Genomic DNA, 13,864 nt, shown 5'->3' on the forward strand with positions numbered 1-13,864 from the left:
TTCTCTGACTGGAGAAGTGACCCCGCATGATACGTTTTCTCGCCCTGCTCTTGCTGACCGCGCTTTGCAGTAGCTCCGTATGGGCAGCCAGAGAGCCGCTTGCCGAGCCAAAACTCTCCCGAGAGCTGCAACAGTTGGAAGAGGGTAGTCACAGCGAGCGTGTTTTCCGGCTGCGTGTTGCCGTGCTTGCAGCAAACTATGATGCCTATCCACCTGATGTGCAGGGGCGCATTGTGCGCCTGCAGTGCTGGGCCATGCCTGCCGAGCGGGATGGCGAATATCGCCGGGTGGTGGAGTTTGCCGACCAGGCACTGCAGCGGGCCCGTGAACGCAAGGATGGCCTCACCGAAGCGGGCCTACTCACCTGCCGCGCCTTTCATCAGCAGCTGCTTGGCAACATGAAGGAGGCAGAGGCCGGTTACGAGCATGCCTTGCAGCTGGCGCACAATCTGGGTGACAGGTTGCAGGAAGCGGACATACTCAGTCAGCGTGGTGATCTGTATGCCTATCAGGGCAAGCTGGCGGAAGGGTTGCAGGAGCTGATGGATGCCCACCGCAGTTATGAAGCTCTGGGGCTCGATAGCAAGGCGCGGGAGACGTTGAGCCACATTGCCAATGCTTACCGGCGGATGGGTCTCTATGAGCGGGCCGAGGGCTATTTCAATGAGTTGGAAAAAGAGTACGAAGCTCAGGGGGATGTAGATCGCCAGATGGAGATTGTCTCGCAGCAGGGGGTGCTCTATAGCGAGATGGGGGGGTATGAGCGTGCTCGCCCGTTACTGGAACAGGCGGAGCAATACTATCAGCGACAGCAGCAGGAAGGAGCTCTGGTCTGGTGCCAGATTGAGTTGGCTACAGTCTTGCACTTGCAGGGGCTGAGTGAGCAGGCCATGGCAAAATTACGCCAGGCCGAGATGATCATTCGTCGTAGTGACGACATCGACAGCGTTACTCAGGGTCACTGGCAACTGGTGATGGGAATGGTGTTGGGCGCACAGGGGGAGTTGTCTCAAGCGCTCGATTTTCTGGTAAAGGCAGAACCCGTTTTTGTCAGGGAGCACAATCCGCGTTTTCTTGCCCGTTTGTATGAGGTGCAGGCACAACTGCTTGAACTACGGGGGGATATCCCGGGGGCGTTGGCCAGTCTCAAACGTTATGTCGAAACAAGAGGGAGTGTTGATCAGGCTCTCAGGGAGCAGCGTTCCTTGCAAATTCGCTTCGAGTTCGAATTGGCACGCAAGGAGCTGGCCCACCAGACCCTCAAGACCAAACAGCTGCTGCAGGAGGCTGAACTCCAGCAACTGCGCGAGCGTCGCTACTGGCAGTATCTGGTGGTCTCGCTGCTGCTGGTGCTGATGGGGATCGCTGTCTTCTATCAGCATCGTCGCTCCCGCAAGATGCACCATCTGGCGATGACCGACGAACTGACCGGCCTCCATAACCGCCGCCAGATCCAGAAGCTGGGGGAGGAGTCCTTTCAGCAGTCGCGAAGCAGTGGCAAGCCATTTAGCGTGTTGCTGCTCGATATCGATCACTTCAAGCATGTCAATGACCAGCTGGGCCATCATGTTGGCGACAGTGTGCTGGTGGCGGTCGCCAGCAGCGCCGAAGGGCAGCTGCGCTCGCTCGATCGGATAGGACGCAACGGTGGCGAGGAGTTTCTGGTGCTGCTGCCTGACACGGGTCTTGATGAGGCTGTCGAGGTGGCGGAGCGGATCCGTTATCACATCTCTTTGCTGAAGGTTGATGGCGTACCGGAAGGGCATGCCATCCATGTCAGTATCGGTTGTGCCGAGTTGAGCTCCCTCGACGAGACATTGAGCGACCTGATCAAGCGTGCTGATGGCGCCATGTATCGGGCCAAGCAGGCCGGACGCAATCTGGTGATGCGGGCAGAGTAGTTAGCCCGCATTCTCATCCATCCTCTGAGCGGATCATCCGGCTGCTGAATTCCCCAAGCCGGACTGGGTATTTTTCACCCGTGCGGGTATAATGTCGCGCAATTTTGCTTTGACTCAGGCGAGAAGACCCATGTAACGCAACCCTCTTCCTCTCACCACCGACAGACCCTATGTCTGCCCGAGTGGCCCGTTGCGTATCCATGCCGGACCGTGAGTCAATGCGGCATCCCGGAATTACTCCCACGGTGGCCAAGGCCGCCGCCCAATAGAAGAACGTTGAATTATGTCAGCTGAATTTCTGAGTGAAGTCTCCAAGAGACGCACTTTTGCGATCATCTCGCACCCGGATGCGGGTAAAACCACCATCACTGAAAAAGTCCTGCTGTTCGGACAGGCCATTCAGCGCGCCGGTACCGTCAAGGGCCGTGGCTCGGGCCAGCATGCCAAATCCGACTGGATGGAGATGGAGAAGCAGCGTGGTATCTCCATTACTACCTCGGTGATGCAGTTCCCCTATGCCGACTGTCTGGTCAACCTGCTTGACACCCCGGGTCACGAGGACTTCTCCGAAGATACCTACCGTACCCTGACGGCGGTCGACTGCTGCCTGATGGTCATCGACGCCGCCAAGGGTGTTGAAGACCGGACTCGCAAGCTGATGGAAGTGACCCGTCTGCGTGACACCCCCATCCTCACCTTCATGAACAAGCTGGACCGCGAAGTGCGCGATCCGATGGAAGTGATGGATGAGGTGGAGCGCGAGCTGAAGATCATGTGCGCCCCCATCACCTGGCCCATCGGCTGTGGCAAATCCTTCAAGGGTGTTTACCACCTCTACAAGGATGAGACCTATCTGTATCAGACCGGTCAGGGCCACACCATCCAGGAGAAGCGGGTGGTCAAGGGGCTGAACAACCCGGATCTGGATGCCGCCGTCGGCGAAGATCTGGCCCGGCAGCTGCGTGACGAGCTGGAGCTGGTGCAGGGTGCCTCTCCCGAGTTCGATCACGATGCCTTTATCGCTGGTGAGATGACCCCGGTCTTCTTCGGTACCGCACTGGGCAACTTCGGGGTCGACCACATGCTGGACGGCCTGACCGACTGGGCGCCGGCGCCCATGCCGCGCAAGGCCGAGAGCCGTGAAGTGGTGGCGACCGAGGAGAAGTTCTCCGGCTTCGTGTTCAAGATCCAGGCAAACATGGATCCGAAACACCGCGACCGCATCGCCTTTATGCGTATCGTATCAGGCACCTACAGCAAGGGCATGAAGATGCGCCACGTGCGTATCGGCAAGGATGTGAACATCTCCGATGCTGTGACCTTTATGGCCGGTGACCGGGAGCAGGCGGAAGACGCCTTCGCCGGCGACATCATCGGTCTGCACAACCACGGCACCATCCAGATCGGCGACACTTTCACCCAGGGTGAAGATCTCAAGTTCACCGGTATCCCGAACTTTGCACCGGAACTGTTCCGCCGCATCCGCCTGCGCGATCCGCTCAAGCAGAAGCAGCTGCTCAAGGGGCTGGTTCAGCTCTCCGAAGAGGGCGCGGTACAGGTGTTCCGTCCGCTTATCAGCAACGATCTCATCGTCGGTGCAGTCGGTGTGCTGCAGTTTGACGTGGTGGTTTCTCGTCTGAAGAGCGAGTACAACGTCGAGGCCATCTACGAGGCGGTCAACGTCTCCACCGCCCGCTGGGTGGAAGGTACTGACGTCAAGAAGTTCGAAGAGTTCAAGCGCAAGAACGAGGTCAACCTGGCCCTCGATGGCGGTGACAACCTCACCTATATCGCGCCGACCATGGTCAACCTGCGCCTGGCCCAGGAGCGCCACCCGGACGTCGAGTTCCGCCAGACTCGTGAGCACTGATAAGGGCTTGCCTTACCGGCCGACATGATAGAAAAGACCCCGCTTCGGCGGGGTCTTTTTATTGGTATACCAAGGTCTCGTCTGGCGTGGTCTCTCAAAAGGTGCGCAGCAAACGGGCCGGATTGCCGGCATAGGTGCCGGGGATCTCTATATCCCGGGTGACCACGGCTCCGGCACCGATGACGGCGCCCCGGCAGATGCGGACCGGCAAAATGGTGGCATTGGAGCCTATGCAGACTTCATCCTCAATGACGGTTCGGCCCCAGTGGGCCGAGTCCGGATCGGGAGATCCCTGCTTGAAGAGATCGTTGGCAAACATCACCCCGTGACCGATAAAGCACCCTTCACCTATGGTGACGTGCTCGCAGATAAAGGTGTGCGACTGGACTCTGGTTGCGCGGCCGATGGTGACGTTGGCCTGCACTTCCACGAAGGGGCCGATAAAGACATCGTCCGCCAGAGTACAGCCGTAGAGATTGACGGGTTCAACCAGTTTCACCCGCTCGCCGAAACTGACATCGCGAATGCCAACGGAGTGTCGTGTCGGCTCGTTCATGATGTGCCTCTCTGTTCCAGATCGAGCAGCATGCAGATTTCACAATCCCCGTGACCGGTGCAGCCAAGGGGGCCGGGCAGATGCTCAAACCCGAGGGATTCGTAGAGGCTGGTCGCCTCGCGCAGTACTTCGGTGGTCTCCAGATAGCAGCGCCGATAGCCAAGGGCGCGCGCCTCGTCCAGCGCCTGCAACACCAGCCGCTTGCCCAGACCCAGACCACGCAGGGCGGGCAGGAAGTACATCTTCTGCAATTCGCACACCCCCTCTTCTCCAGCCAGCGGCGCTATGCCACCGCCACCGAGGATGGAACCGTCCGGCCCCTCGATGACCCAGTAGCGGCTCGCCTCCTCCTGATAGGTTTGATAGAGCCTGTCCAGATTGGGATCCGAGACGCCATATCCCTTGTCGGCGGTGAGCCCGTACTCCGCCGAGACGGTGCGGATAACGGTCGCGATGTGGGGATTGTCTGCTTCTGTGATAGGGCGAATATGGTAGCCCTGCTGGCGGCGAGCGCGGGAGAGGGCGCTGCGGTAGAGCAGCATGCCGCTCCACAGCTGTTCGCGCTCGGATTGGCTCAGCTGCGCCAGCATCTCCTCCATGGCGTGATCCATCTCCCGATGCAGCGTCAGCAGCATCGCCTGACCTTCGGCTGTGAGGCGGGCCTCCTTGCTGCGGCCATCGGAGGGGTGGGGATGCCAGCTGATAAGGTCGCGCTCGGCCAGGCGGGCCAGCGGGCGGCTGGCATTGGATTTGTCGATGCGCAGTTTCTCGGCCAGTTGCTGGTTGGTGGCCGGTGCGCTCTCCAGCTCGATCAGCAGGTGTGCTTCGATGGGAGTGAGTGCCAGCTGGCCACAGTGCTGGGAGAGCATGCCAAGTTCACGAACCAGATCGCGCGACAGGGCGCGCAGGGGACGGGGATCCATGTCGGGATTTCCTGTTTAGTTGTGCCTGACAACTAAAATAGTCAAAAAGTTGTAATGCGCAACTTTTTTATCGTCCCGGCGGACTAGCAATAGTGGCAGCCCCCGGGGCTGCCGCAGGGTTGCGATCGTCAGGCTGCGGCTCTGGCGGCCAGTTCCGGACGGCGGGAGAAGCAGTGGGCAAGCAGCAGCATGGTGGCCACGCCCACCGTACCCAGCACCAGCCAGGGGAGGGCAGGTTGGCCCTGCTGCATGGCGTAATCGTAGAGCGAGCCGCCCCCCACGTAACCGGTCATGCCACCGACGGCGAGGCCGAGCCGGCTAAAACCCATGTAGCTGCCCCGGGCTGCCGGATTGGCCAGCCGTGTCATCAGGGTCTCCCGGGCTGGTTCGCAGATGATGATCCCCAGATAGAAGCAGGCCAGCAGCACGAAGAGGCCGGAGAGGGTGCTGACAAAAGCGACCAGACCTATCCCCACCGTCATCATCAGGATGCCTGCCAGCAGGCGATTCTCGAGGCGGTAGCGCCGTTCGCTGAAACGGGCGATGGGGTAGAGCAGCGCCAGTGACAGCGTCGTTTCCAGGCTGTACATCCAGCCCACGGCGGTGGTGCTGCCGGATAGCTGTTTGACCAGAATGGGGAAGATCAGCATCACCTGCACCCAGAGCATGTAGTAACCGCTTAAGATCAGCACCAGCCGGCAGAAGGCGCGATCCGCCAGCACCTTGCCCAATCCCTGACGCATCGGCGTCGGCTTGATGGAGAGGCGATAGGCGGGCAGCAGGGTCCAGTTGCAGAGTGCCGCCAGCGTAAAGAGCCCGGCTCCCAGCAGGCAGACGTAGGTGAAGTCGAAGCGCAGCAGCCAGCTGCCGAGCAGGGCACCGGTGACGGCTCCCGCGCTCTCCAGCATCATCAACAGGGAGATAAAACGGCCCCGTTCATGGGGACGGGTGAATTTGATCACCAGCGCGGCCCGGGGCGGGTCAAACAGGCAACCGCCCAGTCCGGAGAGGAAGCAGGAGAAAATCAGCATGGCGCCGCTGTCGGCCCAGGCCAGCGTAGCGAAGCCGATGGCCCGCAGCAGCATGCCGGTGACGATGAGCGGGCGGGCGCCGAAACGGTCGGCGAGCGAACCGCCGAAGATCCCCAGCCCCTGCTGGGTGAGCTGGCGTAGTCCGAGCGCCAGCCCTACCAGACCGGCGGCCCAGCCGAGCTGGTCGACGAAGCGCAGGCTGATCATCGGCATCACCACAAAGAAACCCAGGATCACCAGTGTGGTATCCAGCGCCAGAAACCAGCGTCCCCAAAACCTCGCCCTATCGACCATAACGCCCTCTCATTCACAGATAACTTCATTCTGGAGAGGGTTTAGATATAGTGGTAGACGACAACTACCTATATTTCATATCAGGATTATTTATGTCTATGGATCTGGACGATCTGCAGCTGCTGCTGGATGTGGCCGAGCTGGGCAGTTTTAGTCAGGCCGCAGCCATCCGCGGCTGGTCGCAACCACTGGTCAGCCAGCGGATTGCCCAGCTGGAAGTGAGCCTCGGGGCGCCGCTGTTTCAGCGCCACCGGCGCGGTGTGACCCCGACCCGTGCCTGCGAGGAGTTTCTCCCTGCCGCCCGCTCGGCGCTGGCCACCCTGAGTGAAGGACGGTTGGCACTGCAGGGGGCACCGGCACTGCCCTGTATCCGTCTCTCCAGCCTCCCTTCGCTCACCTCGGTGGTGTTTGGCTCGCTGTTGATGGAGCTGGTGGACGAGCCGTTCGAGATCCGCTGCACCACGGATCACTCGGGCGACATCATGCAGGCGCTGCTGACCGGGGAGGCGGATATCGGCTTTGTGCTCAAGCGCCCGCCGGTCTCCGGCCTGCAGATGGAGCTGCTCTGCTGCTCTCCCATCATTGCCATCGCCTCACCGCTCCATCCCCTGGCCGGGTGCCACGGCCTCACGCTGGAGGATATCGCCGATCAGCGGTTGGCCCCCCAGGTGTGGGGGCCGGGGTGTGATGCCTTTATCCAGCAACTGCGGCGGATCCGCCGAGTTGCCAGCCCCATTCACGGTATACAACCGGCCAGTGCGGCACGGGAACTGGCGCTGGAGCACGGCTTTATCACTTTGATGCCGGAGCTGGCGATTGCGCGGGATCTGGAGATGGGTCGACTGATCAGGCTCGATGTGGTCAATTTGCCGCAGGATCACTGGGATGTCATGATGGCCTGGCGCGGTGGCAAGCGGCCCAATCCCGCCAGAGAGACGGTACTGGCCATGGCCCGGTCACTGGCCAAACGGTGGCGCAAGGAGTAAAGGGCGCGGGGTTGCCCCCGCGCCTGAGGATCAGTAGCTGGCCTTGAGGGTCACGCCACTGAATGCAGCAAAGCCGGAGAGCTGGACGTACCAGGTACCTGCCTTGGGATTGGTGAACGAGCAGCTTTCGTTGTTACCGCCCTTGTAGGGACGGCAGTCGTAGCTGCTGCTGGTGGGGGCAGAGCCAAAGCGGACGTAGAGGTCGGCATCACCGGTGCCGCCGCTGCTGTTGATCTGCAGTGACTTGGTGCCCGCCGGTACGGTCAGGGTGTAGTTGAGCTTGCCCCCCTTGCTGGCGGAGAGATTGCTCAGCGGCACGCCGTTTTTCAGCTCGTTGTCGCTTGGTGGCGTCGTACCGCAACTGGCATCGACCCCGACGGTCTGGAAGGCCCGCGCCACATCGGCCTGGTTGTAGCCCAGATCGGCAGTGGCCCGGCTGACGCCGCAAGCCCCTTGCTGGTAGTCGGTGTTGGCGCCCCAGTAGAGGCGGTTGGCCAGCACGAACACCTCGAACGCTTTGCGGGTGTTCCAGCCGCTGCTGTTGGCCAGCAGGTAGAAGGCGCGGTTATAGACCCCAGAGCTGTGGTGCACGTCGATGCCGTCGTAGTAGTCGCTGGCATGGCCGATGGATTTGCCATCCCGGGTCGGATCCTCGAAGTAGCGCAGGGAACCGTTGCCCTTGAAGATCTGCGCCCCGACCAGCCAGTCGTTGCTCCCCTTCATGTAGAACTCGGCCGCTTCCCCCGCCATGTCGGAGAAGGCCTCGTTGATCCCCCCGGACTGACCCGAGTAGACCAGCCCCGAGTTCTGTTCGGTAAAGCCGTGGCTCACCTCGTGGGCCGCCACGTCAAGGCTTACCAGCGGGTAGAAGGTGGTGGCCCCATCCCCGAAGGTCATCTGGCTGCCATCCCAGAAGGCGTTCTCGTAATTCTTGCTGTAGTGAACCCGCATCTTCAGCTTGAAGGTCAATGGCGCCGTGTTGTACCAGTTGCGATACATGTCGAATACCACGTTGCCGAAGTAGTGGGCGTCGTTGAGCGGCGAGTAGGCGCCGTTGATCTCCTTGACCCGGTTCTCCGGGCAGGTGAACTGGTGGATGGTGCCGCCAGAGGTGGCGTGGTTGAGGTTGATGGTATCGACGTTGGGGCTGGTCATGCGGCAGCTGTCATCGACGATGAGCGGGCCAAAGTCGGTGCCATAGAAGTATTTGCCGGTTTTGATGTTGCCCCCGGGGCCGGTGGCGTCCTTGTGGTTGATCCCCTCCCAGCGTTTGAGCTCCTCGCCGCTCTGGGCATCGAGGATGACGAAGGGGCGGCTCGGCTTATCATCTTCCGCGACGAAGGAGACCTGATAGACCAGTCGTGCCAGCCCGTTCTCGTCCTGCATCACGTAAAGCTTGATCTGCTCGTTGCTCCCCTTGCTGCCCGCCTTGGCCTTGCTGGCGGCATCCTGTGGCGAGAGGGTTGCGACCGGGCTCGCCACATCCTGATCAATCTGGCGCAGCATGCGCCCGGTGGCCTGCTGTAGCTGGCCGCTCAGGCTCTTGTCGGCCACCACGACCTGGCCCATTACCGGAATGCCGTTCCAGGTCTGCTCGTAGCGGATCCGCTGTTGTCCGTTGGGCAGTTTGACTACCCGCACCTGACGAAACTCGCCATCTTCCAGCTGCAGTGTGCCGGAGCCGGCATTGAGGCCAGACATTGCTCTGGCGCTGCTTGCGTTAACGTTGATCTCGACCTCTTGTGCCGCCATGGCGGCACCTCCCCAACAGGCCAGTGCCACGGCCAGAAATACTTTATTCATCTCTTCTTTCCTTAAATCGATGATGTTGTTGAACCGACCCCAGGTCGGGCGTTTTCAAGCTAGTTCGGGGGTAAAAAAGTGCCTCCTGTCAGATGTGACAGCGCAGCACAGAGGGGTAGCAGGATCTGCTGAATGGCCCATTTAGGGCATCAAAAGGAGCCGTTCGAAGAGAGTTATCCGGTTTCAGAGAGCCACCCTCCTCTTTGGAGGGAGAGAAATAGTTCGGGGCTGTCGCCTCTTCGTACCAAGAGAGGTAATGAGGGGGTGACAAAAGTGACTGGCGTGCCAAGTTGCGATTGGCTACATTGGGGCAGCCCCATGTTTTGGCGACTGATTTAAAAGGAGAATCCCATGTTTTCATGGCAGTTGGATGACGAGCTGGCGCTGCTCTTCTTGCAGCCAGACATGGCGAGCGAGCTGTTTGCCCTCTGCAATGACAACCGGGAGTACCTCTCCCAATGGCTGCCCTGGCCCCCTTTCATTTTGCGTCCAGCCGACAGCGCAACTTTTATCCGCCATGCCATCGAGAAGTTTGCCCGTGGCGAGGGGCTGACCACCGCCATCGAGTATCAGGGAGAGGTGGTTGGGGTCATTGGCTACAACAGCATCGATCACGATCTTGGCAAGGTGGTCATCGGCTACTGGTTGGCGGAGCGCTGGCAGGGCAACGGCATCATTACTCGGGCCTGTCATGCGCTGATCCATCACGCCTTTGAGGAGATGGGGATGGAGAAGGTGGAGATCACTGCCGCGACCGACAATGAGCCCAGCAGAGCCGTCTGTGAGCGGCTCGGGATGCAGCAGGAGGGGATTACCCGACGCGCGGAGCGGCTGGGTTCCCGGGTCGTGGATCATGTTCACTACAGCCTGCTGCGCGACGAATGGCTTGGGCAGAGAGACTCCTGATGGCGCTACCCCATATCAAAACCCCGCGAGCCCACCTGACGCTGCTGACCCCCGATCAGGCCCCTATGATCCTCGACTTTTACCGGCGCAATCGCGACCACCTTACCCCGTGGGAGCCGCTGCGCGACGACCATTTTTACACCCTTTCTTACTGGCATAACCGGCTGCAGGATAGCTACAGCCAGTTTTTCAACGGTACCGGCGTCAATCTGGTGGCGCTCGATCCGTCTGGTGAGCGGGTGATCGCCACCTGCAACTTCAGCAACATCATGATGGGGATCTTCAAGGCGTGTCACCTCGGCTATGCCATCGACCGGCAGCATGAGGGGCAGGGGCTGATGCAGGAGATCCTGACTGCTGCCATCGACTATCTGTTTCGCGAGCAGGGACTGCATCGCATTATGGCCTGCTATATGCCCGCCAACCTGCGTAGCGGCGCCTTGCTGGAGCGACTCGGATTCGAGCGGGAGGGGTATGCGCGGGAGTATCTGATGATCAATGGCCGCTGGGAGGATCACATCCTCACCTCGCTGATTAATCCGGCGCCTTGAGCGGCAGATAAAAAAAACGGGCCCACAGGGCCCGTCTTTCAATGAGGTGCAGGCTTAGTTGGCCTTGGCATCGCTCACTGCAGCTTCAACCTTGGTAGCCGCTTCGTCAGCAGCTTTTTCTACGGTTGCAGTCGCTTCGGAGGTGGCTTTCTCTACGGTAGAGGTGGCTTCGCTAGCGGCTTTTTCTACAGTTGCAGCAACTTCGGCGGCCGGAGCAGCAGCAGGCGCGGCAGCTTTTTCTTCTTTCTGACCGCAAGCAGTCAACATCAGACCCAGGATACCGGCTACCAGTACTTTGTTCATGTGCATTCCCTCAAAAAAAGATGGAGAGATGGTCGAAACAACCATCACTGCGCCCACCGTGACCCGGAATAAGACAAGAGGCCGGGACTCAGGGAGGCGGGCGCAATATAGCCCCATTGGTTACCGATGAAAACGGATATCACAATGACATTTTTTCGCGCAGTGGATAAAAAGCTCCACTGCAACGACTGATATCAATACAAGATGCCGCTTACTTGCGGTTGATGCACAATAAACCACCAAGTTATTGATGTTGATTGGCAGTTTAAACGGTATCCATATCTGTCAGAGCTGCAAGCTGCAACGCGTTAGTCAGACAGCTTCTGACAGCTCAGCCGTTGCCCCAAGCGGTTGCTCTCGCGGGCAAGGTCCAGCAGTGCCATCACCGCCAACGCTTCCGTAGCGGGTACCGGGTTATCTCCCTCACCTCTGATGGCGGCACAGACGCCGCGGTAGTAGGCGCCGTAATCCCCCGCTTCGCCGGTCAGGCTCTGTTGCTGCAATTGGCCATCCACGATACGACTGAGCTGACCGGGTTCGCTATCCAGCCCCCAATCCGCAGCTGGTGGCCGCTTGCCCAGCTTGAGCTGATCTTCCTGCACATCCATACCGAATTTGACGAACGAGCCCTGACTGCCGTGAATGACAAAGCGGGGCATGGTGGCCGATACCAGACAGCTACCATGCAGGATCACTCGCATTTCGCCAGAGCGTTCACCATAGCCCAGCACTACATGGAAGTAGTCATCAGCCAGGGCACCGGGGCGCTGCCCGGCAAGGTCTGCCTGCAGCCAGTCCGGTTGGCCGAACAGTTGTAGCGCCTGATCCAGCACATGGGGGCCGAGATCGAACCAGAGTCCGGAACCCGGGCCACCCGCTTCGCGCCAGCGTTGACGCACCTCGGGGCGATAGCGATCGAAATGGGATTCGAACTGGGCGATCTGCCCGAGCGTCCCCTCGGCAATCAAACGGCGCACGGTGAGAAAATCCCCGTCCCAACGGCGGTTGTGGAAGATGCTGAGCAGTCGCTGCTGCTTTTCGGCCAGCTCGACCAGCTCTGCCGCTTCGGCCAGATCCAGCGCAAACGGCTTGTCGATCACCACATGTTTGCCTGCCAGCAGCGCCTGGCGGGCCAGAGGAGCATGGGTATCGTTGGGGGTAGCGATCACCACCAGATCGACGGTCTCATCGCTCAGCACTTCTTCCAGTGAACCGACCCGGCAGCCGGGCAGATCGACCAGCACCTTGGCAGCATCGCTGCTGACTACCCAGCTCAGGGACAGACCGGGCGTGGTGGAGAGGAAGGGGGCGTGGAAGGTCTTGCCTGCAAAGCCATAGCCCACCAGGGCGGCGTTGAGAGAGTGGCTCATCGGGGTTCTCCGCTGACGTCGAGTGACAAACAAGAAGGGGGCCGATGGCCCCCGGAGTGTGCATCAGAGCACAGGATTTATTGCAAACACAAGCGGCGTCCGCGGCGTGTCATCAGCATCACCAGCGGTGGCAGCAGCAGCCACATATGCAGTGCCAGCTGGCTGAGCGGGTCGTGCATCAGGGCGCCGGTCAGGCCAACCAGGGCGCCGGAGCCGCTCATCTGGAACAGGCCGAGCAGGGCAGCGGCGGTACCGGCGCAGTGGCCGAACGGTGCCAGCGCCATCCCGGCGGCCGAACCCAGGATCATGGCAAAGCCGATGCTGGAGAGGAATACCGGTCCCATCATTGCCAGCGGATGTTCGATGTGCATCGCGAGGGTCAGGGCGATGGCCGAGAGCATCAGTACCAGCAGGCCGATACGCAGGGTGCGTCTTGGCCCCACCTTGGCGATAAAGCGCGGGGCCATGAAACAGGCCAGAATGTTGAGCGCGGCGTTGGCGGTAAACCAGTAGCTAAAGCCGCTCATATCCAGTCCCAGCTTCACCATCAGTTGTACCGGCGCAGCGGTGACATAGGCGAGGATCACCGCCATCGCCAGCATGCACAGCGCTGCATTGAACAGGAAGCTGGGGGAGCGTAGTACCGGGCTGTAGCGCGACCAGCTGATGAGGGCCCCTTCGCTGCGGGTCTCCTCAGGGCGGGTCTCCGGCATCCGCCACAGCAGCCAGCTGCCGACGATGAGCGCATAACCGGCCATAAACCAGAAGTTGGCAGACCAGCCCGCCTTGGCGGTGAGCCAGCCACCGAGCAGGGGGGCAAGGGCCGGGATAAAGCAGATGGCGCCATTGAGATAGGAGATCATCTGGCCGCTCTTTTTCGGGCCATAGCTGTCACGCACCACCGAGAAGGCGGCGACCGAGGTGGCGCAGGCGCCAAAGCCCTGCAGTACTCGCGCCAGCATCAATTCGCCGAGGCTGGCGGCGAAACCGGCCCCCAGCGCGCTCAGACCGTAGAGCAGCACGCCGCCCAGTGCAACCGGCTTGCGGCCATAGCGGTCGGCCAGCGGACCGACCAGCAGTTGTCCCAGCCCCATGCTGAACAGGAACCAGGTGATGGTGCCCTGCATCAGGGTCACTTCCGCTCCGAGCTGTTCGGCCATCTGCGGAATGGCGGGCAGGTAGATGTCGATGGCCAACGGGCTGAACAGTACCAGCAGTACGAGTAAAAGAATCAATGGCATCTGTCACCTCTCTATCAGCCGGGATTGAATTGGTGCGCGAGTCTACTGGCTCAAAGTAATGAATAGAAATGGTATTTAATCACTTCGGTTATTCCTCTGCGGAAACATGTATCAAAAAGCGCTCAATTG

The 13,864-nt window shown here is 60.4% G+C and carries 12 protein-coding genes; 5 read left to right on the forward strand and 7 right to left on the reverse strand.

What is annotated here, in order from left to right; all coding sequences use genetic code 11:
- Positions 1 to 26: 26 nt before the first annotated feature.
- Positions 27 to 1,901: a tetratricopeptide repeat-containing diguanylate cyclase gene (locus tag AAHA39_RS11345; RefSeq protein ID WP_320656004.1), complete on the forward strand. Its 1,875-nt coding sequence runs from the start codon at positions 27 to 29 to the stop codon at positions 1,899 to 1,901.
- Positions 1,902 to 2,181: 280 nt separating this feature from the next.
- Positions 2,182 to 3,771, forward strand: a complete 1,590-nt coding sequence (gene prfC, locus AAHA39_RS11350; RefSeq protein WP_201930847.1) for a peptide chain release factor 3 — start codon at positions 2,182 to 2,184, stop codon at positions 3,769 to 3,771.
- A 94-nt stretch (positions 3,772 to 3,865) separates the two neighbouring features.
- On the opposite strand, the gene AAHA39_RS11355 is transcribed toward prfC, so the two are convergent.
- From AAHA39_RS11355 to mdtH, 3 genes are all read right to left on the reverse strand, one after another.
- Positions 3,866 to 4,327, reverse strand: a complete 462-nt coding sequence (locus AAHA39_RS11355) for an acyltransferase (protein ID WP_182927198.1) — start codon at positions 4,325 to 4,327, stop codon at positions 3,866 to 3,868.
- Positions 4,324 to 5,250, reverse strand: a complete 927-nt coding sequence (locus tag AAHA39_RS11360; RefSeq protein ID WP_320656005.1) for a bifunctional helix-turn-helix transcriptional regulator/GNAT family N-acetyltransferase — start codon at positions 5,248 to 5,250, stop codon at positions 4,324 to 4,326. The genes AAHA39_RS11355 and AAHA39_RS11360 overlap by 4 nt, the downstream gene beginning before the upstream one ends.
- A gap of 128 nt (positions 5,251 to 5,378) precedes the next feature.
- Positions 5,379 to 6,575 (reverse strand): multidrug efflux MFS transporter MdtH, encoded by a 1,197-nt coding sequence (gene mdtH / locus AAHA39_RS11365; protein WP_320656006.1) that lies wholly within the window; start codon positions 6,573 to 6,575, stop codon positions 5,379 to 5,381.
- A 92-nt stretch (positions 6,576 to 6,667) separates the two neighbouring features.
- Between mdtH and AAHA39_RS11370 the strand changes: the two genes are divergently transcribed.
- On the forward strand, positions 6,668 to 7,561 hold the full coding sequence (locus tag AAHA39_RS11370; RefSeq protein WP_033112980.1) for a LysR family transcriptional regulator: 894 nt from the start codon (positions 6,668 to 6,670) through the stop codon (positions 7,559 to 7,561).
- Between the two features lie 30 nt (positions 7,562 to 7,591).
- Here AAHA39_RS11370 and AAHA39_RS11375 read toward each other — a convergent pair whose 3' ends face one another.
- Positions 7,592 to 9,364, reverse strand: a complete 1,773-nt coding sequence (locus AAHA39_RS11375) for a M4 family metallopeptidase (RefSeq protein WP_320656007.1) — start codon at positions 9,362 to 9,364, stop codon at positions 7,592 to 7,594.
- A gap of 351 nt (positions 9,365 to 9,715) precedes the next feature.
- On the opposite strand from AAHA39_RS11375, the gene AAHA39_RS11380 reads away from it, so the two are divergent.
- Both AAHA39_RS11380 and rimJ read left to right on the forward strand, forming a co-directional pair.
- Positions 9,716 to 10,270 carry a GNAT family N-acetyltransferase gene (locus tag AAHA39_RS11380; RefSeq protein WP_033112982.1) on the forward strand — a complete coding sequence of 185 codons (555 nt, stop codon included), beginning with the start codon at positions 9,716 to 9,718 and terminating at the stop codon, positions 10,268 to 10,270.
- Positions 10,270 to 10,821 carry a ribosomal protein S5-alanine N-acetyltransferase gene (gene rimJ / locus AAHA39_RS11385; protein ID WP_124242200.1) on the forward strand — a complete coding sequence of 184 codons (552 nt, stop codon included), beginning with the start codon at positions 10,270 to 10,272 and terminating at the stop codon, positions 10,819 to 10,821. The genes AAHA39_RS11380 and rimJ overlap by 1 nt, the downstream gene beginning before the upstream one ends.
- A gap of 54 nt (positions 10,822 to 10,875) precedes the next feature.
- Here rimJ and AAHA39_RS11390 read toward each other — a convergent pair whose 3' ends face one another.
- The 3 genes from AAHA39_RS11390 to AAHA39_RS11400 form a co-directional block, all read right to left on the reverse strand.
- Entirely contained in the window at positions 10,876 to 11,124 is a 249-nt protein-coding gene (locus AAHA39_RS11390) for a hypothetical protein (protein WP_042030661.1), read from the reverse strand.
- A gap of 308 nt (positions 11,125 to 11,432) precedes the next feature.
- A complete protein-coding gene (locus AAHA39_RS11395) occupies positions 11,433 to 12,494 on the reverse strand; it encodes an oxidoreductase (protein WP_320656008.1) in 1,062 nt (353 codons plus the stop codon).
- Between the two features lie 77 nt (positions 12,495 to 12,571).
- Entirely contained in the window at positions 12,572 to 13,735 is a 1,164-nt protein-coding gene (locus tag AAHA39_RS11400; protein WP_182927207.1) for a multidrug effflux MFS transporter, read from the reverse strand.
- Positions 13,736 to 13,864: the final 129 nt, after the last annotated feature.

The organism is Aeromonas sp. SE22 (genome assembly GCF_038739755.1).
Lineage (GTDB): Bacteria > Pseudomonadota > Gammaproteobacteria > Enterobacterales > Aeromonadaceae > Aeromonas > Aeromonas jandaei.